Genomic DNA, 23,755 nt, shown 5'->3' on the forward strand with positions numbered 1-23,755 from the left:
GTTATGTATATATGTTTGTACATAGAAGGATTTTTATGAGAATAAAGATGTTATTGTACAGCTGTTTATTTTGCCTGGGGGCTTACGGACAACAGGTAAAAGAATCATTCACCTCCATAGAACTGCAACCTACTGTTGCCTACCTTAAATATAAAGGAGCAGAAAGCCGGATGGTCCGGCTGCTGTTTCATGGTGGTAACAGCTATTCTCCTGGTAAGGTCCGGCTTTCTTTTAATGGCTTACGGGACAGTCTGGATATAGCTGCCAGCGATACCGGGCTAACATACTACGAACTGGCCATTCCTGGTGCACCGGTAAAAGAAGATACGCAATTAAGTATCCGCTATGAGGCAAACGGACGGATTTACACGGCCCGCTGTATGGTATCACCCACCCGTAAATGGAATGTGTACATCATGCCGCATTCTCATGTAGACGTAGGTTATACCAATGTACAGGAGAAAGTGCTGGCCATTCACATGAATAACATAGACGAGGCTATCAGGATCGGACAACATTCCGAGAACTATCCTGCTGAAGCCCGTTTTAAATGGAATACAGAAGCCATATGGGTAGTAGACAATTACCTGGCTCGTGCTGATGAGGAAAAGAAACGGATTTTCTGGGATGCTGTTAAGAAAGGATGGATCAACCTGGATGCTGCTTATGGTAATATCAATACCAGTGCTACCAGTCCTGCTCAGTTGATGCATATGTTCGCCACGGGTACCCGTCTTGCAAAAGAGCATGGTATACAGATACAGTCAATGTTCCAGGGGGATGTTCCCGGTTCTTCCTGGGGATTGTCAAGTCAGGCCGATATTACAGGTATCAAATATTTCCTCAGTGCACCTAATGCGTCCGATCGTATCGGCACCGCAGATTCATGGCGGGATAAGCCATTTTACTGGACTTCCCCTTCAGGTAAACAAAAGCTGCTTTTCTGGCAATCTTCTCCCTATTCTGTTGGTTATGCGCTGAAGGGTAGCAAGATCCCTAATTTCTTTACAAAAGAAGACCCCAAACCTTTTTATACGGGTAAGCCTTCGGATAATTTCCTCAACCCTTATCTCTTTAACTACCTGGCAAAACTGGACCAGAAGAACTTTCCTTACAATATGACATTGCTCACCTGGGCAATGAGTGATAATGCACCTATAGATCCTGAATTACCGGATGCCGTAAAGGCATGGAATGAACGTTATGCCTCACCGCGACTGATCATTACTTCCGTGAAACAGTTCTTCCAGGACTTTGAATCTACTTATAAAGATCAGATCCCGGAAGTTTCCGGAGATTACACCGAATACTGGACCGATGGTATTGCTTCCGGAGCAAGGGAAACGGGCATTAACAGGAATGCTTCTGATCGTTTACAACAGGCAGGTGCTATCTGGGCAATACGTGGTAAACAGGCGTATCCTGCTGATGCCTTTGATAAAGCGTGGACGAACATTGTGATGTTTAACGAACATACCTGGGGCGCCTATAACAGTGTGTCTCATCCGAAAGACCCGAAAGTCGTTTCCCAATGGATGTACAAACAGGCGTTTGCATTGAATGGTAAAGCACAGACAGAAGCGTTGCTGGCGGATGCTGTAAAAGGCGGGGACATTCCCAATTCTATAGACGTATACAATACACTGTCTGCAGAACGCGCAGGACTTGTCCTTATTCCTGCTGCACAAAGTACCGCGGGAGACCTGGTAAAAGATAATAAAGGTAAAAAGATCCCTTCCCAGCGTTTATCTACAGGAGAGCTGGCTTTCGTAGTGGAACACTTTCCTGCTTACTCAAAACAACGCTTTACTATTCAGAAAGGAGCTGCTTATTCAACTACTCATGCAACAGTAAAAGAGAACAGTTTACAGAATGGTATCTACACTATAACGCTGGATACTAAAACCGGTAATATCGTTCAATTACAAAAGAAGGGTTATACCCCTAACCTTGCCGATTCTACAGGTCTCAATCAATATACTTACTTACCGGACGATGCCCTGGATAAGATTCAGTATGCCGGCGATGCTACTATCAGTATCAAAGAAAAAGGCCCGCTGGTTGCCAGCCTGCTGGTATCTTCTTCAGCTCCCGGAGCGAACAGTCTTACCCGTGAAATAAGATTAGCAGCAGGTATTGATAATATAGAACTGATCAATACTATTGATAAAAAAGCCATTGGTGATAAAGAAAGCGTTCACTTTGCATTCCCTTTCCGCGTACCGGCCGCACAGGTGAGGTATAGCATTCCGTGGGGAAGTATCAACGCTGAAGCAGACCAGTTGAAACATGCTAACAGGAACTGGTATACGATGCAGAGATGGGTGGATGTTTCCAACAAAGACTTTGGCATTACCTGGTCTAGTCCGGATGCTCCTTTATTTGAAATCGGCCAGTATACTACAGGCGGATTACTGGGTAGTCTGGATGATCCTAAATACTGGCTTCAGTTCACGGAGCAGCAACCGGTTATCTCTTCCTGGGTGATGAACAACCTCTGGCATACCAATTTCCGAAGAGACCAGGAGGGTATCACTACTTTCCATTATTATATGCAGGCGCATAATGCCTATAGTGCAGAGCAGGCTAACCGTTGCGGACTGGAGAATCATCAGCCACTGGTAGTGACGCCTGCTGCCGGTCCGGCAGAAGAATCCCTGTTTTTCAATATCAACGCAAAGAATGTTTATGTAGAGAATATAAACCCGGCCAGGGATGGCAGGGGGGTATTACTGCAACTGGTAAATGTACAGGATGAACCAGCCAGCGTTACCTTAACAGGTAAGAACAAACTGAATGTATGGGAAAGCAATTTGCTGGAAGAAGATAAAAATACTCTCAACAACACATTCGATATACCTGGCAGAGGTGTGATAATGATTCGTGTGGCAACTAACAAGAGCAATGAAAACTAATACAGAATGGCGTAACTCCGCGCAACCTTTACTACCTGTTCATATAGCGGAGGACCAGCAGCAAAAAGGATATGATATTTACCCTGTTCATGCATTGGAAGAAGGTAAGATCCATGAAGGATATACGGGTCTGGCCAAATGGATGAGCACACAGTATATAGTATTGATAGATGGTTATGCCGGTGTATTGTGGCCTGTCATCTATGATGCGCTGGACGAAGAATTTAAAAGATTGCATGTGAATGTTCATTGGCACTTTACAGAAAGCCTGTATAAAGATGCCGCAGTAATTGACGGACTGGTAACACCCTTTATAGGGAAACCAGGTGAAGTGTGGGGAACGAAAACAACCTTGACATTAAGTGATTTTTTCATCCCCACAACTATTCATGCGAGTCCCGGTTATGACCTGACAATTGTAATGGGTACAGGCGCCGCACTCACGAATCAGCAAGGCCCCGTTGTATACCTTGAGATTGCTAAAAATGAGTTGCAATATCGTATGCGTGCCGGTTTTGTTACAAATCTGGGTAGCAATTCCACTACAGCACATGCAGAAATGTACAAACGTTTTTATTTCGTAGACTGGGTAGTGCTGAACGAATACAAATGTACGTTGCTGAACAGGATCATGATCATGGCAGATACGCAGTGGTACGATACTTTAACCTGGATCACGATTTCCGATCTGAAAAAGGGTATTGATCATCTCACCCGTTCCGTGTTCAGAGTAAGACCCTGGTTTGAACCCGGTGCCTGGGGAGGGCAGTGGATGAAAGAACATATAGCAGGACTTAACAAGGAAGAAGTCAATTATGCCTGGTCGTTTGAAATGATAGTACCTGAAAACGGTGTGTTATTTGAGAGCAGCCGGAACGTACTGGAAATACCATTTGAATGGATGATGTATTTACAGCACGAAAATATTCTTGGTAAACATGCCGGCATCTTCGGATATGAATTCCCTATCCGTTTCGATTTCCTCGATACATTTGATGGCGGGAATTTATCTATTCAATGTCATCCTTCCCTGGCTTATATCAGAGAGCATTTTGGGGAAACCATCACACAGGATGAAACATATTATATCCTTGATTGTAAAGAAGACGCTTATGTCTATCTTGGGTTCCGGGAAGGTATTGATGCCGGTATATTCAGGAAAGAACTGGAGGACAGCAGGGATAACAACAAGCCCCTGGAAATTGAACAATATGTACAAAAGCATAAAGCAGGTAAACATGATCTTTTCTTAATTCCCAATAGGACCGTACATAGTGCCGGTGCTAATAACATGGTGCTGGAGATCAGTGCTACGCCGTATATCTTTACCTTTAAGATGTACGACTGGCTCCGCCTGGGACTGGACGGTAACCCAAGGGCCATCAATATTGCACATGCATTTAATAACCTGGATTTTAGTCGCCAGGGTGCTGAAGTAACCAAACAATTACGCTCAGTACCAAAGGTGACAGAAAGAGGGAAAGACTGGCAGATCATACATGTACCTACACACGCAGATCATTTCTACGATGTACACCGTCTCGAATTTGATACGGAGATAGTGGTAGAGACCAATGGCTGTTGTCTTGTAATGATGCTTGTTGAAGGTACTGCTGTAGCAATTAACGGGCAAGCCGTTTTCCAGTATGCGGAAACATTTGTGATACCCGCTGCAGCAGGAAAATGTGTGATCAGCAATAAAGGAAAAGGAAGGGCTAAAGTGATTAAGGCATTTTTAAAAGAGGAACATTATATTTTCAAGAGTATACGTTAAAAGATTCCATGCAACAACAATCTGATAAACTGGTACTAACGACAATGGTAGCCTGCTTAGGCGGTTTCCTGTTTGGCTTTGATATGGCCGTTGTTTCAGGCGTATTACCACTGGTACAAAAACAGTTCGGCCTTACCTCTTTCCAGGAAGGCTGGTTCGTATCCTCTGCACTGGTCGGTTGTATCATCGGGGTGCTTTTCTCCGGTACGCTCAGCGACCGTTTTGGAAGGAAAAAGACATTGTTCCTGTCTGCCTTGTTTTTCCTGCTGGCAGCACTGGGATGTACTTTCCTGCCAGACTTTTCCCTGATCGTCATTGCGCGTATACTTGGCGGAATGGCAGTAGGTATTACTTCCAGTGTAGTACCGTTGTATCTTTCGGAAATTGCACCTGATAATAAAAGAGGGCGGCTGGTTACTTTTTACCAGCTGGCCATCACCATAGGGATCTTTAGCGCCTATCTCAGCAACAGTTTATTGCAAAAGCTAAGCGTTGAAAATATCAGCACATGGCGTTTGATGTTTGGGGTAGGCATGCTGCCGGCCGTTTTATTCCTGCTGGGATTGACACTCATCCCGGAAAGTCCCCGCTGGCTGAAAGAAAGGCCGGCCGCAACAGAAGATACAGGTTACAAACAACTATTCGAACCTGCCTTGCGCAGGGCGTTACTGATAGGGATATTGCTACCCCTGTTCTCACAGTTCAGTGGTATCAATGCTATCATTTACTACGGGCCAACCATTTTGTTAAAAGCAGGCATCACTTTAAGCAATTCATTATTGAGTCAGCTCTTTTTCGGCGCAGCCAATGTATTGTTCACGCTCATCGCTATCTGGAAAGTAGACAGTCTGGGTAGAAGGCCCCTTTACCTGTGGGGGACAGCAGGCGCCACTATCAGCCTTATACTGACCGGCATCTGTTTTTATACGGGAGCGACCAGTGGTATCCTGTTACTGCTTTGTGTACTGTCTTTCCTGGCATTCTTTGCCTTTTCTATCGGCCCGTTAAAATTTGTGATCGCAGCAGAGATCTTCCCAGATGGGATCCGTGCAAAAGCATTATCTCTCAGCATCATGGTCATGTGGATAGCAGATACGATAGTAGGGCAGTTAACGCCGATGTTATTACATTCACTGGGTATTGCAGAAACATTCTGGTTCTTTGCGCTGTTTTGTTTACTGGCATTTATTGCAGTGTATAAATTACTTCCGGAAACCAAGGGGAAATCCCTGGAACAAATTCAAAGCCATTGGAAAAACTTAATACATTAAACCATTCCGTTGCAGTAGGCGCGGATATAGGAGGCTCACATATTACCACTGCGCTCATTGATCTGGAAAACAGAGCACTGATTGCAGGTTCATACTATCGTACTCATATAGATGCCAATGGCAGTGCAGAGGATATCATCCGCAACTGGGCGGAAGTGATAAGGAAAAGTATGGCTGCCGCCACCGGTACTTATAAGATTGGCATCGCCATGCCGGGCCCTTTCGATTATGAGAAAGGTATTTCATTCATTACCGGCTTACATAAATATGAATCGCTATACGGACTGAATGTAAAGGACCTGCTGGCGGTTGCCTTACAAATACAGCCACAGCATATAAAGATGGCCAATGACGCCAGTTGTTTCCTACGGGGAGAACTTTTCGGCGGCGCTGTGAAAGGGGAATTAAATGTAACAGGTTTAACGCTCGGTACCGGCTTTGGTTCTGCCATTGCAGAAAACGGCATCGTAAGGGACGGTTCTTATTTTGATCTTCCCTTTTTGGAAGCAAGAGCAGAGGATTATTTCTGTTCCCGCTGGCTGGTAAAACGTTATCATGAATTAAGCGGCAGGCAGGTAGCGAATGTAAAAGAAATAACTTTATCATCAGACATATATACCACCACTGTATTTCACGAATTTGGTATTAACCTCGCTTTGTTTTTAAGCACATTGGATAAAGTACCTGAACGAGTGCTCCTGGGTGGTAATATCGCACAAACATATCAGTTGTTTAATCCGGGATTGCAGGAAGGACTGAACGAAAAAGGATTGAATATCTCTTTTGTATTGTCAACACTTGATGAGAATGCTGCTCTCCTGGGCGCTGTTACTATTTAACCCCGAAGAATTACTTTCTCACTTGATGCGATTGCCGCCTGATATCTAAAGAGGCGCTGATGTGTGTATCCTGCTTTTGATATATCTTTCTAATATTCTTAAAAAAGAGTATATTTGGTTGTCTGAATATCATATCGCCTAATGAGAACGCTGTCCCTATTATCCTTTTTTACCTTACTACAGGTATTTGCCTTCGCGCAATTTAAAGTTGTAGCTGAAGGCCCGGTATTCGATGAACCAGAATCTGGCTATGCCAAAATCCTTCAGATGAAAAACGGCAATACTCTTTGCCTCTATATCTCCCAGGATGAAACGATTGATGTAACCATCTATGATGCAGAGCATTTCCGGAAAGTACAGAAACACCTGGAGCCATCATTGGGAGGCAGATCAAAAGGTTTCCGTATCAACAGTATCTTCGAAATTGCCGGAGAAGCCGTACTATTCATCAGTGAAATCAATGATAAACAACCTGTATTATACCGCATACAGATCGATGGCAGTACCGGAGAGCTGAAAGACGCAGACAGGATCGCAGAAGCAAACAGGTACTCCTCAAGGTTCAGGTCCATCATCCCTGAATACAGACCGGATTCTTCCTTTTTCCTGCGCAAAGATCCCGACAGTGATTATTACGGACTTGTCATCCTGCATAACAATGATAATTCTGCCGATAGAAGGGCTATTGAAGTTGTGTTGTACGACAGGATGCATAAAGTGGTGAACAAAGGATATTACGTACCACCTTTCCCTCGCTACAGATTCTTCGACTACCTGGATATGGCAGTAATGGGCGAAGAGAAAATAAGCATCTTTGGATATGCGTATGACCAGATCGCCGATGATTATAAAGACGGACAACTGGTAATGTCCAACCTCGACAAAGGTGTGGATCACATGATCGCGAACGACGTACCGGTAAGAGACGGGCAAATCATAGACAGCGCCACTGTAAAATTCAACCCTGTTACTAAAAAACTGCTCTTATTGGGCGCTTCTCATTTCCAGGGCAACAAAAAGGACCAATATGCCGGTTTCCTGGCCATCCTGGACCCATATACCCAAAAAGCGGAGAAGGAAGTGAACATATATCCTGAAAAAGCAAATGCCCGTAAAAAGGAGCTTTTTGGGCAAAAAGAGGTATTCACCGGTATGCCACAACAGTTACTCATTGAGAATGATGGTGGCTTTTCAGTTGTATACGAAGAACTGACCCGTTCTGTGGTAACGCCTTTAAATGGGGGTACTTATATTTACTGTTACCTCGATAATGCAGCTACGGCCACCTTCGATGTAACCGGCAAGGAATTAAGCAGCAGCCTCATTCCTAAATCACAGACGATGCGTTACTTTGAAGTATCTTCTTTTTACCTGACAGACAGGGTGTCACTGCCGCAGAAACTGGTGAAAGGCGACCAGTATAAATCTTTCCTGTACCTGGATGGGAAAGATAAAAAGTATGTGATCTTGAATGATGTGGAAGAGAATGAAGCAAATATAAAAAAAGGACGTCTTACAACGGTTCGCTCGCTGAGCGAATGTGATGGTTTCTATTATTTACTGGAAGGAAACAGCGACCTGCCAGTCAGGAGTTTTATATTTGGCAAACCGGCACAGGATATCCATAACATGGCCATATTTACCGTATCAGATTATGATAAGGATAATAATATCTTCGTAACGATGAAAGTGGAAAGGAATGGAAAACATAAGAGTGCCAGGGTGATATGGATCAGGCCCTGATCACTTACAGGTTTTCCTGCTGTAACTTTCTTTAACCGGCATTGTCCGGAAGGAATTGCCCGTGCAATTATTTAAACAGGAAGCCCCATCCTCTATAATTCCTATCATTTTGAGAAAACCCTTTCATTTTGACACAGGGCCTTACCCCATATAATCTTGTACAAAATTAATAGCTCTTCCTGGAATAGCCTGATAGCGCTGATTCCCTATGATTACAATTATAAATTTTCTTGCTGGCATTTCATTTGGTTTCATGTGTCCGTCCACTTCTTATTGTAAAGCGAAAAACTTTTACAATGGTCACCTGGGTAATACTTAAATAAAACTGATATAATGAAAAAACTAGTACTAGCAAGCATCTTTCTGATTGGCATCACAGATTATGTAAAGGCACAAGATTCAACAGGTCCGAAAATACCATTCGATGGAATTGAAACAAACTGGCAGAATGGAAGTGACCGGAGGGATTCTTCCGTATTCCATGGGAAATATTTTGTACCCTCCGTTATGATGGATATAAACTATACACATTCATTTAATAACCCTAATGACAATACGGTAGTAGGATCAACTGCGCTGGCCCGCAATAATGAAGTGCAGTTGTCTCAGTTAAGTCTTGGTGGCGATTTTTATTATGAGAATGCAAGAGCAAAGGTAATGCTGCAGTTTGGAACAAGATCGAATGTAGTACCAAGAAATGATCTCAGTCCATATAGAGGACAATATCAGCTGGCGAATGTTTACCGCTACTTAAGTGAAGCATATGTGGGGTATCATTTCAATAAATGGTATGGAATTAATGTAGACGCCGGGCTTTTTATGTCATATATAGGGCTTAATTCATACTACCAGGTGGAAAACTGGGAATACCAGGCATCTTTTACATCCGACAATACCCCCTGGTTTTTTAATGGAGTGCGTATTCAGATCTTCCCTTCAAAGACGCTTAAGATCGAACCATGGATCATTAATGGCTGGCAAAGTTATGGTAAGTTCAATAAAATGCCGGGCCTGGGAGCCAATATCACATGGAATCCGAACAGCAATCTTAAACTCCTGACCAATGATTATTACGGTACCGATGCTGCCGGACTTCCGGAGAGGAAAAGATTTCATTCCGATAATAGCTTGCTTGTAAGGTATTATAATAAACCTCAATCAAAAGGGATCAGTAAAATGGCCTTTTCATTGACCGGTGATCTCGGCTTCGAAAAAGGTGGGGGAGTAAATGGTTTTAAAAATGATTCCTCTAAAGGGCCAGCTCAATATTTTTTAAGCTCCATGATATATAACCGTATCTGGTTTGCAAAAAACAAATTTGCGTGGACAATCGGAGGTGGTGTGATGACGAATCCGGGACGCTATCTGGTGTTGTACCCTACCGGTCAGGCAAGCCCATTACCTGATCCTAATAATCCTACTCAAACCGAAGGGAAATATCCATTCAGCGCGAATCCGGGAGATCAGTTCAAAGGCTGGGACTGTTCCAGTAATCTGGACTGGATGCCTAATCAAAGTTTTCTCCTTCGTTTAGAGTATGTACACAGACACTCAAGTGTGCCTTATTTTGCAGGTGCGGGAGGTGTGACTTCACCTAATGGTTATACGACTACTCCGTTGCCGGCAGATTGGAGACCTGACCTGGTAAAATCTGAAGATAGAATTATTCTTGCACTGCTTTTTAGATTATAAATGATCTTGCCTATCCTATGAATTCCTGCGTACAGGACAATAACAAAAGCCTTATAATTTCTGATTTATAAGGCTTTGTTATTTTATATACAACTATCTCTCAGCATTTTCATGTAAGTCGCTCCCTTATCTCTTGCAAAATTGATATTGCTTTCCGGTATTTTTGATGAATCAGGATAATGTTCCAACGCTTTGGTAATATCATCCTCACGCAACAGATGTAACATGGGATATATGGACCTGTTCGTATAGTTTTCCGGATCATCGGTTTTCGTGTCCGCAAACTGGTACAACGGATGGAAACTGGCCAACTGGTAAATGCCATCGTATCCCCGTTGTTTCATCAGCTTTTCTGATTTAAATACAAAATCGAGATACTCGTCAAGCGAAGGAAATGCGTGAGGGAATATGAGCAGCGTGGTGGCAATAGAGGCTTCCTGGTCCATCCGTTTGCATTCTTCCAGCAGGGCATCTTTACCTGCACTTACAGTTGTAGCGTGCTCGACCTGGTAATGGACCGACTGTTGTTTTACAACTCTGGCAGCAAATGGGCAGAAGTTGCAACCAACTACCACTACTTTGATCCAGGTTTTAGTTTGTTCAATAATCTGAAGATCATCACCCATAATTACAAATGTAACATTGTGTAACCAACTTTATGTCATTCCGGCCCAATGATTGTGTATACATAGAAAACAATCTATATGAATACTTTTAAAATTGATTATAATAATGACACCGTTTGGGTAGAACAGGAGGACCCCGCCAATTTCACCGTTCATCTGGTGGGAGGGGACGTAAAGCTGGTATTGAAACAGGATAATGAAGGTGCTAATCACTGGTTCAAGGCTGGCACGGACAATGCGACTGAGGAAACCAGTGCAATAGGTGTAGCAATTGATACATATCTGCTGAAGAAATGACGACAATCAGTTACGTGTCATAAATTAGATATAGAATTAAATCCTATATTACTGCTGTAAAAAATTAAATCGTGAAAGAAGCAAAAATATACAGCCGTAAACAGGAGATTGTCAATGGACTGATTCATGGATCAGGTATTATATTCGGGGTAGGCGGTTTACCTGTTTTAACAGGACTTGCCGCATCGCATGGTAATGTTCCGGGAGTTGTGGGGGCCGGTATTTATAGTTTTTGTTTCCTGTTGTTGTTTACCTGTTCTACAGTGTATCATCTTTCCCAGGAAACTGCTTTAAAGAACATCTTCGAGATCTTTGATCACATCAGTATTTATTTCCTGATAGCAGGTACGTATACGCCTTTCCTGCTGATATATATGAATGATGCTTTCGGGATTAGCCTCTTATCTGTATTATGGGGGTTAACCATTGTCGGGGTCTTGTTCAAAACCTGGTTCACAGGTAAATTCAATATGGTTTCCACAGCTATTTACTTATTGATGGGATGGATAATGGTAGTAGGTGGAAAGAGGTTCTTCCTTGACCTGCCATTACCTGTAATCATTCTGCTGGCTGTAGGCGGTGGGCTGTATTCTATTGGTGTATTCTTTTATGTGTGGGATAAATACAAATACACACATGCAGTATGGCATTCACTTGTATTTGCCGCAGCCATTTGCCATTATGTGGCTGTATTACTGGCGATGTAGAATTGTTTTTACCCGTAATAGGTTATATAGAATGGGATTGTTGCTTATGTCATTTAAATTCATTCGTCTGCAGATAAGGAAAAAAAAGAAACTATCCTAATCATTATCAATACCTAATAGCGGACGCGGCCTTAAACGTAGGCCAGTAGCGGGGATTGTCCAATGTTAACAAAAATAGCCGCTTAGTTGTATTTTATTAATATGAGGTTCAACTTATATTTGTGTCATCTTCATACAACGAATGATTCCACCATAAAAGACCTAAGACATTATTATTTAACTGACTGCATATCAAGGTATGCTGACTGTATTTTACTTGTCCATGAAAACCAATGTACCTTTGATTGCACCCCCTTTAGCCTTCCAGAAATGGAAGGCTTTTTCTTTTTAGTTATATTTGACATTCAGGGACATCATATCGTGTGAAAAATCCAATTAATTATGCCATCTGTAAACCTCTTTTCTGATTTGCTGGAGATTAATAAACAAGAACAGCAACCAGTTAATATATTCATTACTAACGCAGTACTGAGTGGAATAGTCAGCAATATCCATCCCGGAATTGTAGAAATAAGAACTACCGACAATAAACGTTGCTTCATTGCCATCGAAAAGATTGAGGCGATAACAACTATTTAAAATACCCCTTGCAAGACTTTAATGGAAAACACTACACAAAAGGCAGAGAATTCCCTGCCGGCATTGATTCGTAAAGTATTGGGAAGCCCTCATTCAGAACAGGGGATAAAAGCACAGATCATACAACTGGCTTCACAAAACCTGCATGTTCCCGAAGTATTGACCGCATTGGTGGAGGTATTGCCGCTTACAAAAGATAAGGAAACGAAAGATAGATTAGTGTTCTTCATGTCCGGACTGAATACTTCCCGCTTTACCGACCTCAATGCCTTGTCCGATGCATTACTGGAACTGTTTAAGACAGAGAAGGACCGGAATATCAGGACATCCTTATTAACCCGTCTTCGGGATGGATTACACCAGGACCAGCGGCTGGCGGCTTTCTTCATCTCTCTGAGCGCAGATGGGTCCCTGAGTGAACAGGAACGGATAGTCGTGCAGGATGCTATCAGCACATTACCCGCTGTTTCAGAAGAAGTTGCTCTGGCAGCTTTACTGAAAAACGTTAACTCGCCTGCCGTACTGCAGTTACAGGCCGTGGAACTGGCAGAACAATGTATTGTATGGACTGAAAAGATTGTAGAAGGACTGAAACCTTACCTGGATGTTAAAAACGACCGGGGTATCCGTTTCCGTATTCTTTCCCGTTTATCAGAAGCAAAACTGCTGAATATCGAGTACGCACCTGTGCTCATTGGTATATTACGTACTGATAATGATGCATATGCACGCGATAAAGCTTTAACAGCTTTAGGGAAGATAAAACCATGGAATGCAGACATCATCACGCAGTTGTTCTGGTCCGCTGCTCAGGATGGAGATGAAGTCGTGCGTCAGAACGCCCTGAAATAGCAACATGAATTGCCTGAACTCAGCAATGAACAGTTGACAGAGGCTGGCAGGTTTATTATCTACAGAACGTTCGGCAGGAGTAAGACTTACTTTGCTGAACATGCTGAAACCTGTTATGCGTATCCCTGAAATAAGGGAAGCGGTAGCGGGTGCGTTCTCTGCTAACCCCGGTGTGTTTGACGATGCAGAATTCAATACATTAACAGATCTGCTGGCCCCTTATGCAGGCAGGGACGAATATATCAACCGCCAGTTGATGAATAGTGTCACGGGGTTACCCAATACGGGACAACGTAAAAAGGTATTGAGCCTGCTTATCAATAAAGTAAAGATTGATACCATTCTTGCGCCTGTACTCTCTCTCTTTGAAAAGGAAAGGGATGAATCTCTCAGGGAAATTCTCTTTAACCAGGTAAAAGCATTATCCGTATCCCGTCATCCGGAGCTGGTGGATGTATTCTGTACTGAATTAACAGAGCCGGGTTCTCCGTTCAGAATAACCTGTGCAGGTATTCTGGCTAACGTAGCAGAACTTTACCCGCAGGTAGTAACTGCGCTGGAAGATGTTTTGTTATATGATAATGACAGGGAACTGGTACGCTTAAGTCTGGATGGTTACCTGCGCCCGGGAGTAGAAAAAAGATTTGATATACTGTTGGCTGTGGTAAAGAACGAAATGATAGATACATTATCCAGACAAAAAGCATTGGATGCTATTATGAAAGGTACGATGAATGATCATCAACAGGAAGAACTGACAAATGCACTCTCTGGATTAAAACCTGATACGCTTAGAACATGATAAATAAGAACTCCTGTTTGTTTCTGCGAACAGGAGTTCTTATTTACTGATTGATCTTTTTCGACAGTGCGACAAACTCCTTCACGCTCAGGATATGTTTATCACTTCCATATAACGTTACACTCAGCATCGCAAGTCCCAGTTCTTTCAACGTAGAGGTAGCCCCGGGGAACAAAATGTGAAGTATCGGGTACATCCAGCTTAGATATTTGTAGGCAGGCAGAAGGTTCTTCGCGCCTTTGGCTGGATGCATAAAACCAGGCCGGAAATTATACACTGCCTTAAAAGGTAATTTCATCAGATCATTCTCTGTTTTACCTTTTACCCTTGCCCACATAGACCTGCCTTTTTCTGTACTATCAGTGCCCGCACCGGATACATAACAGAACACCATGTCTTTATTCAACCTGCTCAGCGTTTCCGCCACATGCATCGTTAAGGTATATGTCATTTTGGTATACTCCGGTTCCTTCATACCTATAGAAGACACGCCCAGGCAGAAGTAACAGGCATTATAACCACTTAATTGATTTTCGACAGGGGAGAGGTTGAGAAAGTCGGGATGTATGATCTCCTTTAGCTTAGAATGTACAACACCGGAAGGTCTTCTGCTGATAGACAGCACAGCTTCTACATCGGTATTTAACAGGCATTCCTGCATAACACCTTCGCCTACCATGCCGGTGGCTCCTGTAATAATTACGTGTATCTTGCTCATAGAGCTGTAATTTACTTATATCTACCCGGATATGTCCATCCTGATCCTCAACAAATTCCCCACATTACGCCAATTAATATTCATAGGGCCGGGTATATGGGTGTTTATCCGTATAAAACGTGGCTGGTATGAAAATTGATGCAAAAAGAATATTGAAAAACCAGCGTCTTTAGATTGTCGAGTGCCAATTAATTCCTGATCATTTCTAATTATTAAAAAATTTAAACCATTTCCACATGAAAAAGCTTTTCCTCCCCTTTTTTGGGATGCTGACTGTTGCGTCTTTTATGTTTTCAGGTTGCTCCAAGCAGGAGTCCAAATCTACCGCGGCTCCCCAGGATGCGGCCACAGTAGCCTACAGCATGACCGCTGTCAATCCTTCAGGGACTGTCACTACGGATGCCGCGGGTGCGGGCCGTCTGAGTACAATCATGAACGACCCATCCATCGCATCAATTCCTTCATTAAGGTTTGATCTCACCTGGGACTCGATTCTGGTCAGGTTCCGGGAACTGAAGTTCATGGCACAGAGTGGGCCGGACCAAATAAGTTTCGGTATTAAGACAGACCGGGTTATCGACATCCTGGACAGCGTTTCCCTCGGAACTGTGATGCTGCCACTTGGGACCTTTGAAAAAGTGAAGGTCTACGTCCGTGCAGAAGGAGACTCAATCGTTCCTGCTGTATTGATGAAGGGACACATCACCTGGCAGGGAACCGACATCCCTCTTGAAATTGTAATGATCGGGAAAATTGAACTATGGGCTAAAGGAACTGACGTAGTAGTAAGCCAGACCGGTATCAGCCTGAATGGGGATCTGAAGATAGACCTCAACGTTGTATTGACCAAGCTGCAGATCGGCGACTTTGAAGGCACTTTCAACGAGGGTAAGCTGAAATTAACCATTAACCTGGATAAGGATAGTGACAACCGTATAAAGACTGCATTTGAAAATAGTATGTCGGTTGAACATAAAAAGGATTAACTGATAAAAAAAACGGCCGTCATCCGGCCGTTTTTTTTTATCATTATCTTCAAGGGGTGCAGGTTATCCGGCGCCGTGAATTCGCCCTATTGTTTCGGTAAACTGAAACCAAAAGTACTGCCTTCTCCCGGTTTACTATCCACCCAGATCTGTCCGCCCTGGGCCTCAATAAATTCTCTTGAAATAGAAAGCCCTAATCCGGTCCCTTGTTTATCCGTAGACCCGGGTACTTTAAAATAACGGTCGAATATCCTGGGAAGATATTTTTCATCTATTCCTCTGCCATGATCCTGCACAGTAAACCGGACCATATTTTCAAAAACAGCGGTACTTAATAAGATCTCTCCGTCTTCAGGAGAATACTTAATTGCATTGGTTAAGAAATTCGTTAACACCCAGGTCGTTTTTTCCGGGTCAGTTAATATCTTTTCATGAGAAGAATTGTCTTTCACCAGCAGGGAAATCTTCTTTTGCTGCGCAGGTACACTTACTGTATCGATAGCATTATTGATAATAACCCCGGGAAGAACAGGCTGTATCTTCAGTTGTATATGCCCGGTCTCCACCTGGCTCATATTCAGCAATTCACTGGTGATCTTTAACAGTCTGTCAGCATCATCATTGATGCTTTTTGTTAACTCTTCCTGCTCTTTGTTCATACCGCCAACACGACTGTCAGATAGTAATTGAGCGCTCATCTTAATAGATGCAATAGGTGTTTTTAGCTCATGGGAAATAGTAGCAATAAAGTTGGTTTTTGCTTCATTCAGTTCATGGAAAGGTGTAATGTTACGCAGCACAATTACCTGCCCGATCACCTTCTCATTATTGTTTACATTAAAGATGTCAAGATGAAAATAACTTTCTTTCTGATCAGCATAAATCTTCAGTTCTTTCTCTTTATCATGGTCCTGCAGTAAGTTGCGCATGAGGTCATTATGTAATGCTATATCAGGGGCATACTGTCCCATGATCTCCGTTTCCTTTAATCCCAGTAATTTCTCTGCAACCTTATTCATGAAGAGTAATCTCCTGTTTTCATCCAAACCAATAATCCCGTCGTTCATCTGGTTGATAATAGTATCTATCCTGCTCTTCTCAAATTTAATTTTAGCAAGATTACTATGTTCATATTCATCCAGTTTCCCGGCCATAATATTAAACGCCTGGGCAAGGTCTCCGAATTCATCGTGCTGGGAAAGTTGGATCCTTTTGGAATAGTCTTTATTGACGATCGCCTTGATCCCATCGGAAAGCGCTTTCACCGGCTCGCTGATAATACCAGGAAAATTAACAGCCAGTGTAAATGCGACCAGTGTCAGCAATCCAAATATGACCATCAGCCAGTTGCTGAAAGTCTTCGCGTTCATCTCCGCTACATTATTCTTCCTTAAAATCGCCTGTTGGTTTGCTGTATTGATCAGGTATATTTTTTGTCGTATAACGGAACGTATAGAGTCATTACCCGGAGAACGTTTCAGTTGTTCGAACATCTCGCGGACAGCTGCTGTAGCTGCGGCTTCTCCCGGTTCTGTGATATTGGCTTCCTGTTGTTTCAGGTTCTTTTCAAACAGTTGTACTCCGGTAGGATCTTCCAGTAATTTATCCAGCAGTTTCAGCATATTATTGCTGTAAACAAGTGTTTCGTAGTTATCTTCCAGTATCAGGCGGGCATCATTCTTCATTACATGGATAGACAAAATGCCAAGGATGCCTGAGATCAGGATGGCAATAAATAAAAAACCAATGCCTATACTTAGCTTCGTTTTCAGGCGCATGTTATGATAAAATTACAATATCGATATCCGATTCAGACAACTTACCGGGCAATTGTAAAAGCCCCCGTCAGATTGAGATCAGACTTACCGATACATATCGTCGTAATGTTTTTCTTCCGCCGAATGTATAATACTTTTAGCAATATTTGCGCTTTTCACATTAATCAGGTCAATGGCCAGTTTAAATTTTAGCGTACGACGGCGGTATCATGCTTTTCAAAGAAGTTATATTTATCAGTTGATCCCTTTGGCATATACAGCATGGCCGTACACATACAGTTTTTAAAGGATTTACTTTCGAGGATATGATAGTTGGGACAACTTTTACAGGCGCTCCAGAAACGCTCTTCATAGGTGATCTCATTATAGGTAACGGGTTCAAAACCTAAGCGGGAATTCATTCTCATAATTGCCAGTCCCGTGGTAATACTGAAGATCTTAGCTGCAGGATATTTCTTCCTGGATAACTTAAAAATACGTTGTTTGATGGCAGAGGCGACACCACGTTCCCTGAACGCGGGGTTCACAATCAGCCCTGAATTGGATACAAACTCTCCATTTGACCAGATCTCTATATAGGAAAATCCCACCCATGTATTGCCAGTCGTTACTGCAATCACCGCTTTCCCTTCTCTTATTTTCTCTATGATGGCCGCAGGAGAACGTTTGGCTATGCCGGTACCACGTACTTTGGCAGACGCTTCCATTTCATCAGTGATGATCTTTGCAAATTGTTCGTCCTCTTCTGTAGCCACTCTGACTATTATATCTTCCATTTTATTTAATATTTAAGGTAATGGCGACTTAATTATTAAGCCGCCATTGGTTACACCTCTATAACCTGACATTTACAGCAACAATTAATCGGTTTCGGTTTTTCTTAGGTCTGGTTTCCACAAGTGCACTTAATAAAACAACTTGTATCAGATTCCGGGTTTCATGATTTGCTGTATATACAGAGAGAAAAGTGTTACGGGCATTTTTGTTTGTACTTCCTGCCATTCTCTTCTGGTGCAGGCACCCTGCAGATTAGAGAATGAAAAGATAAATACATTCTCTACAGCAGTCTTTACCAGCTTGTTGCCTTTATTATAGATTTTGTCGGCTAATTTCATGCAACGTTCAACCTGTCGCAACTGATGGTCCTGCAGCATCTTTCCGGTGTAGGTCGTCAATACTTTGAGCGACATATATACGCTACCGAAGACAGGTTCGCGTACAATCTCTTTTTGTATTTCCGGGATTTCGTCGGCTATTTCTGCTGATACTTCATACTGGTTCATGGTAAAATCATTTGAGTATATGCAGGCCAATGGCATGCCCGTTCTTTGTATAAATCAGTATGCCTGGCTGTAATGCAATGCCAGTAATGGTTAAGTAAATGGTATAGGGTGGGGCAGATGTAAAGGGGAATAAAAAACCCTCTCATTTTGAGAGGGCTTTATCATTATGATATCTGATACTCTTCTATCTTCCGGTATAAGGTAGCTAAACCGATATTCAGCAGTTTAGCAGCTTCGGTCTTATTATTCCTGGTATGATGCAATACTCTTATAATATGGAGTTTCTCTACACTGGCCAGGTCAAACGCGGATAAAGTATGTACTGGCTTCTCGTTAGTCTGTAACTCAAAAGGAAGATGCGCGACAGTCAGCTCCTCACCGCCAGCCATGATCACGGCTCTTTCCAGCACGTTCTTCAACTCGCGGATATTCCCTTTCCACTCATGCAGTTGTAGCTTTTCAATAAAAGCATCGCTGACAGCCAGTTTTTTCTGATTGGTTTTGGCAGAGAAGACCCCTACGAAATATTCTGTCAGTACCGGGATATCCTTTTTCCTTTCCCGCAGCGGAGGCAGGGTGATGGCAAATACATTCAGCCTGTAATAGAGGTCTTCCCGGAATTGTCCTTTTCCCGCCTCCTCTTTGAGGTCGCGGTTCGTAGCCGTAATGATACGCACATTCACTTTAGTAGGTTTGGTATCACCCACTTTAATGAATTCACTGGTCTCCAGCACCCGCAATAGCTTGCTTTGCAGATCAAGAGGCAATTCTCCTATTTCATCTAAAAAGATAGTCCCGTTATTGGCCTCTTCTATCAATCCTTTCTTATCCCGTATGGCGTTGGTAAAGGCTCCTGCTTTATAACCAAACAGTTCACTTTCCAGCAGTTCCCGGCTAAAGGCGCTGCAATTGAGGGCAACAAAGGGTTTACCGGCTCTTTTGCTGTTATTATGAATAGCCTGCGCAAAGACTTCTTTCCCTGTACCCGTTTCTCCCAGTAACAGTACGGTAGTATCCGCAGGAGCTACCTTCCTGGCCTGCTCTATGGCTTCTTTGATCACACGGGAACTACCCAGAATGCTGTCGAAGCTATATTTCCTGCCCACCTGTTGCTCCAGCTTCTCAATCCTTTTCTGTAGCTGTACCTTTTCAAAGGCACGGTTCAGCAGGGGGATAATACGGTTGTTATCGTCTCCTTTGGTGAGATAGTCGAATGCGCCATTTTTAATCGCCTGTACGCCATCGGGGATATTTCCGTAGGCCGTGAGCAGGATAATTTCCAGTGAAGGATGCTTTTCTTTCAGCGTTCTGGAAAAATCCACACCGCTGCCATCAGGTAGTTTTACATCACATATAATAACATCTACCTCTTCTTTTTCCAATAGCTTTTGTGTTGCCTTGATGGTTCCCGCTTCCAGTACCTGGTATCCTTCTAACGTAATAATCCTTTTCATCAGGCTCCGCAGCTTCTCCTCATCATCTATAATCAGAACACTTCCGGGCATAAAATAATTTATCGCCAAAATTAAGGTTTTGTTAGAGAAATGCCGCTATTATACTTTTTCGCCTAAGATAATTGTCTATACGTCAAACATATTTTAGCACGAAATTATCCTATGATAGTTTCGTGCTAAATTCTTTTATATGCATACGGCTTCCTGGCGCTACCTGTTCCGTTTAATAGCCATCCCCTGTATGGCGTTATTGTACTTTCATCCTATGCAACTGTCCATACGTCAAAGTTATTTTAACGGATATTCCTTCAGGGATAATTTCACGTTAAAATTTACAAGATGCAACGTCAATCATACCTGGACTGGCTCCGTATTCTCGCTATCGTTGGGGTCTTATTCTTTCATTCCGCTATGCCTTACGCCGCAGAAATGGACTGGCACATCAGGAATAAAGAAACAAGCAACCTGTTATTGGAAATGAATGCATGGCTGCACCTGTTCCGGATGCCATTGTTGTTTTTCATCTCCGGTACGGTCAGCTATTATATGCTTCAGAACCGGACCGGTAAGGGATTTATAGGACTGCGTTTCACCCGCCTCTTTATCCCGCTTGTATTTGGTATGCTGGTTATCGTTCCGCCACAGGTATACATGGAACGGTTAACCGAGGGCTTCAAAGGGAACTTCTGGCACTTCTATCCCAGCATCTTCACTACAGGAGCCTATCCCAAAGGGAACATGAGCTGGCATCACCTCTGGTTCATCCTATACCTGCTGATCTATGACATTATTTTTGCCCCTTTATTCGTCTGGATCATCAAAACAAAAAACAAACCCCTGCAATGGATGGCGAAAGGGAAACGGATCTACCTGCTGGCTATTCCCGCTATCATTATCTATAGCAGTATGACTATACAATTCCCCGAAACCAATAACTTAGTGCAGGATTACTGTTACTTCCTCTATTGGTTATGTTTCCTGCTGGCGGGGTTTATCTGTATTGCCAATAGCAGTTTGATGGACAGCCTGGAAAGGAACCGCCGTTTTTCTTTAATGATCGCATTCACCAGCATCATCGTCATCAATTATATTCGCTGGAATGATATTCAGCCATGGGATACAATCACAAACTGGAAAACAGACCCACGTACTTATATTTTCCTGGCATTAAGAGTTGTTTGTGCATGGGGCTGGGTATTCACTGCTATAGGATATGGAAAGAGATACCTTAATAAAAGACACCCGGTATTAAACTATCTCAACCAGGCAGTCTATCCATTTTATATATTACACCAGACCATTATCGTGATCCTCACCTATTATGTTGTACAGACAACTGAAACGATTGGAATGAAATATATCTTTACTGTAATTGTCACCTTTTTACTAAGCATGGGGATCTTCAATATCTTTATAAGGCCATATGCTATTGCACGTTTTTTATTTGGTATGAAATCAAAACAAAAACTAACCTATAAGCAGCCGGTTATACAGATGGAAGAACAATCAGTCATATAAAAATCGTAATTTTTCTATCATGAAGAAATTCTGGAAATATTATTTCCCTGCCATATATGGCCTGTTGATATACTTTACCATCCGTCTGCTGCTGGATACGGTAACCGGCATGAAGTTCTGGCAAAGGCCCTGGCAGACAAATTCTTTCGAAATGTTTATCTCTGTTTTAATGGGATATACATTTATATGGGTACAACATCGCCTTTACAAATATTTCGATACAAAATGGCAAAAGGAATTAAGCTATAAAAGAGTTTTAAAAGAATTCGGATATATTTGTCTTGTCTCATTTATTTTTCAGAATATTTTCATAATGCCAGTGGCCATTTTTACCGATGATGGGGCACAATGGTATGATGTGGTAGATATCAACATAATACCAACGCTCTATAGCATCATTTATTACGGCATCAGCAGAAGTAACACTTTCCTGGAAGCCTATGTAAACAACAGGCTGAAACTGGAAAAAGTAGTATCGGATCAGCTACAGGCAGAACTAAAGTTCTTAAAATCACAACTGCATCCTCATTTCATCTTTAATGCCTTAAACACTATCTATTTCCAGATGGATGAAGACGTATCTGCGGCTAAAAGAAGTGTGGAAAGATTCTCCGAACTGCTCCGTTATCAGTTATACGATCAGGAACAGACGGTGCCTGTAAGAAGAGAAATTCAATACCTGGAAAGTTTCATCAGCCTTCAAAAGGTAAGGGCCTCAGATAAATTATCTTTAAGAGTAGAATTCGATCCTTTATTAAATGATCAGCAGGTATATCCTTTATTATTCTTTCCCCTGGTAGAAAATGCATTTAAATATGTAGGAGGAGGTTATAAGATCTGTATCAAAACACTGTTGCAGGATGATCATATTATATTCCGGATAGAAAATGATATCCCGGATAGTATACCTTTGGAGAGGGTAGGAGGAATAGGATTGGAGAACCTGAGAAGAAGACTGGAACTTTTATACCCGGATAAACATACTTTCAGTATAGATAAAACTGAAAAGGATTTTACAGTAGCGTTAATAATCAAAGCAGCATGAAGATAAAATGTATAGTAACGGATGATGAGCCTTTTGCAAGAAAAGGATTACAGGGATATATAGAGAAAGTGGATTTCCTGGAACTGACAGGCATTTGTGAAAATGCGATAGAACTCAATTCCATGCTAAAACAACAAGAGGTTGATGTATTATTCCTGGATATAGAAATGCCTTATATGTCCGGTATAGAGCTGTTGAAAAACTTAACGAACCCACCTAAAGTAATCTTTACCACTGCGTATGAGAAATATGCGATGGAGGGATATGAACTGGAAGTGCTGGATTATCTTCTAAAACCTGTTTCCTTTGAAAGGTTCTTAAAATCTGCGAATAAGATTTATGATTACTTCAAACAGCAGCAGCAGGGGGCTGCCGCCGAAGATTACTTCTTTGTAAAAGCAGATAACAAACTGGAAAAGATCAGTACTGCGGATATTCTTTTCATAGAAGCAATGGAAAACTATATTGCTATTTATATAAAAGACAGAAAGGTCATTACACATTTGACATTAAAGATGATACAGGAAAGATTGCCGGTGGCGGATTTTGTCCAGCCGCATAAATCCTATCTCGTAGCTATGAATAAGATAGATGCTATAGAAGGTAATGTACTGCACATTGCAGAATTCGAGGTCCCTGTATCAAAATATCAGAAAGAGGATGTGCTGATGAAAGTATTGAACAACCGGATGCTTAAAAGATAACCCAACTCCTTACCGAAACGCCTGCATTAATTAGATAGCAGTTTAAAATATACTACATTATTGCAACTTTGTTGCAATAATGTAGTATATTTGTTCCTCACAAATCCGGAAA

At 42.3% G+C, this 23,755-nt stretch carries 21 protein-coding genes; 15 read left to right on the forward strand and 6 right to left on the reverse strand.

Going from position 1 to position 23,755, the window contains the following annotated elements; translation table 11 throughout:
• Window positions 1-35: 35 nt before the first annotated feature.
• The 6 genes from GO495_RS21010 to GO495_RS21035 all read left to right on the forward strand — a co-directional run bounded on the left by GO495_RS21010 (window position 36) and on the right by GO495_RS21035 (window position 10,234).
• Window positions 36-2,915, forward strand: coding sequence for a glycoside hydrolase family 38 N-terminal domain-containing protein (locus tag GO495_RS21010; protein WP_240915282.1), 2,880 nt, complete (start codon window positions 36-38; stop codon window positions 2,913-2,915).
• Complete coding sequence (locus tag GO495_RS21015) at window positions 2,905-4,689, forward strand: class I mannose-6-phosphate isomerase (protein WP_157301695.1); 1,785 nt, start codon at window positions 2,905-2,907, stop codon at window positions 4,687-4,689. The genes GO495_RS21010 and GO495_RS21015 overlap by 11 nt, the downstream gene beginning before the upstream one ends.
• A gap of 8 nt (window positions 4,690-4,697) precedes the next feature.
• The gene (locus GO495_RS21020) at window positions 4,698-5,960 is read left to right on the forward strand and encodes an MFS transporter (protein ID WP_157301696.1); all 1,263 of its coding nucleotides are present in this window, start codon (window positions 4,698-4,700) and stop codon (window positions 5,958-5,960) included.
• Window positions 5,939-6,799, forward strand: coding sequence for an ROK family protein (locus tag GO495_RS21025; protein ID WP_157301697.1), 861 nt, complete (start codon window positions 5,939-5,941; stop codon window positions 6,797-6,799). Before GO495_RS21020 ends, GO495_RS21025 begins: the two co-directional genes overlap by 22 nt.
• 141 nt (window positions 6,800-6,940) lie before the next feature.
• Window positions 6,941-8,542: a hypothetical protein gene (locus GO495_RS21030; RefSeq protein WP_157301698.1), complete on the forward strand. Its 1,602-nt coding sequence runs from the start codon at window positions 6,941-6,943 to the stop codon at window positions 8,540-8,542.
• Window positions 8,543-8,875: 333 nt separating this feature from the next.
• The gene (locus GO495_RS21035; RefSeq protein WP_157301699.1) at window positions 8,876-10,234 is read left to right on the forward strand and encodes a porin; all 1,359 of its coding nucleotides are present in this window, start codon (window positions 8,876-8,878) and stop codon (window positions 10,232-10,234) included.
• An 83-nt stretch (window positions 10,235-10,317) separates the two neighbouring features.
• Here GO495_RS21035 and GO495_RS21040 read toward each other — a convergent pair whose 3' ends face one another.
• Window positions 10,318-10,860: a DUF1415 domain-containing protein gene (locus GO495_RS21040; protein WP_157301700.1), complete on the reverse strand. Its 543-nt coding sequence runs from the start codon at window positions 10,858-10,860 to the stop codon at window positions 10,318-10,320.
• 78 nt (window positions 10,861-10,938) lie between these two features.
• Between GO495_RS21040 and GO495_RS21045 the strand changes: the two genes are divergently transcribed.
• From GO495_RS21045 to GO495_RS32225, 5 genes are all read left to right on the forward strand, one after another.
• The gene (locus GO495_RS21045; RefSeq protein ID WP_157301701.1) at window positions 10,939-11,157 is read left to right on the forward strand and encodes a hypothetical protein; all 219 of its coding nucleotides are present in this window, start codon (window positions 10,939-10,941) and stop codon (window positions 11,155-11,157) included.
• A gap of 71 nt (window positions 11,158-11,228) precedes the next feature.
• On the forward strand, window positions 11,229-11,864 hold the full coding sequence (trhA, locus tag GO495_RS21050) for a PAQR family membrane homeostasis protein TrhA (RefSeq protein WP_205691297.1): 636 nt from the start codon (window positions 11,229-11,231) through the stop codon (window positions 11,862-11,864).
• Between the two features lie 441 nt (window positions 11,865-12,305).
• Window positions 12,306-12,503 carry a hypothetical protein gene (locus tag GO495_RS21055; RefSeq protein WP_157301702.1) on the forward strand — a complete coding sequence of 66 codons (198 nt, stop codon included), beginning with the start codon at window positions 12,306-12,308 and terminating at the stop codon, window positions 12,501-12,503.
• Window positions 12,504-12,524: 21 nt separating this feature from the next.
• The gene (locus tag GO495_RS32220) at window positions 12,525-13,355 is read left to right on the forward strand and encodes a hypothetical protein (RefSeq protein WP_240915283.1); all 831 of its coding nucleotides are present in this window, start codon (window positions 12,525-12,527) and stop codon (window positions 13,353-13,355) included.
• Window positions 13,356-13,455: 100 nt separating this feature from the next.
• On the forward strand, window positions 13,456-14,157 hold the full coding sequence (locus GO495_RS32225; protein WP_240915284.1) for a hypothetical protein: 702 nt from the start codon (window positions 13,456-13,458) through the stop codon (window positions 14,155-14,157).
• Between the two features lie 43 nt (window positions 14,158-14,200).
• Here the strand turns inward: GO495_RS32225 and GO495_RS21065 are convergent, their stop codons facing one another.
• Entirely contained in the window at window positions 14,201-14,875 is a 675-nt protein-coding gene (locus GO495_RS21065) for an NAD-dependent epimerase/dehydratase family protein (RefSeq protein WP_157301703.1), read from the reverse strand.
• Between the two features lie 236 nt (window positions 14,876-15,111).
• Here GO495_RS21065 and GO495_RS21070 point away from each other — a divergent pair, with 236 nt between their 5' ends.
• Window positions 15,112-15,861 (forward strand): hypothetical protein, encoded by a 750-nt coding sequence (locus GO495_RS21070; RefSeq protein ID WP_157301704.1) that lies wholly within the window; start codon window positions 15,112-15,114, stop codon window positions 15,859-15,861.
• 86 nt (window positions 15,862-15,947) lie between these two features.
• On the opposite strand, the gene GO495_RS21075 is transcribed toward GO495_RS21070, so the two are convergent.
• From GO495_RS21075 to GO495_RS21090, 4 genes are all read right to left on the reverse strand, one after another.
• Entirely contained in the window at window positions 15,948-17,639 is a 1,692-nt protein-coding gene (locus tag GO495_RS21075) for a HAMP domain-containing sensor histidine kinase (RefSeq protein ID WP_157301705.1), read from the reverse strand.
• Window positions 17,640-17,827: 188 nt separating this feature from the next.
• Window positions 17,828-18,415: a GNAT family N-acetyltransferase gene (locus tag GO495_RS21080; RefSeq protein WP_157301706.1), complete on the reverse strand. Its 588-nt coding sequence runs from the start codon at window positions 18,413-18,415 to the stop codon at window positions 17,828-17,830.
• A gap of 147 nt (window positions 18,416-18,562) precedes the next feature.
• Complete coding sequence (locus GO495_RS21085) at window positions 18,563-18,922, reverse strand: DUF7674 family protein (protein WP_157301707.1); 360 nt, start codon at window positions 18,920-18,922, stop codon at window positions 18,563-18,565.
• Window positions 18,923-19,086: 164 nt separating this feature from the next.
• On the reverse strand, window positions 19,087-20,427 hold the full coding sequence (locus tag GO495_RS21090; RefSeq protein ID WP_157301708.1) for a sigma-54-dependent transcriptional regulator: 1,341 nt from the start codon (window positions 20,425-20,427) through the stop codon (window positions 19,087-19,089).
• A gap of 288 nt (window positions 20,428-20,715) precedes the next feature.
• Between GO495_RS21090 and GO495_RS21095 the strand changes: the two genes are divergently transcribed.
• Genes GO495_RS21095 through GO495_RS21105 form a run of 3 tightly spaced genes read left to right on the forward strand, consistent with a single transcriptional unit; the run spans window position 20,716 to window position 23,643 of the window.
• The gene (locus tag GO495_RS21095; RefSeq protein ID WP_157301709.1) at window positions 20,716-21,894 is read left to right on the forward strand and encodes an acyltransferase family protein; all 1,179 of its coding nucleotides are present in this window, start codon (window positions 20,716-20,718) and stop codon (window positions 21,892-21,894) included.
• A 19-nt stretch (window positions 21,895-21,913) separates the two neighbouring features.
• A complete protein-coding gene (locus GO495_RS21100; protein ID WP_157301710.1) occupies window positions 21,914-22,939 on the forward strand; it encodes a sensor histidine kinase in 1,026 nt (341 codons plus the stop codon).
• Window positions 22,936-23,643: a LytR/AlgR family response regulator transcription factor gene (locus GO495_RS21105; protein WP_157301711.1), complete on the forward strand. Its 708-nt coding sequence runs from the start codon at window positions 22,936-22,938 to the stop codon at window positions 23,641-23,643. The genes GO495_RS21100 and GO495_RS21105 overlap by 4 nt, the downstream gene beginning before the upstream one ends.
• Window positions 23,644-23,755: the final 112 nt, after the last annotated feature.

This window comes from Chitinophaga oryziterrae, from assembly GCF_009758125.1.
GTDB classification, from domain to species: domain Bacteria; phylum Bacteroidota; class Bacteroidia; order Chitinophagales; family Chitinophagaceae; genus Chitinophaga; species Chitinophaga oryziterrae.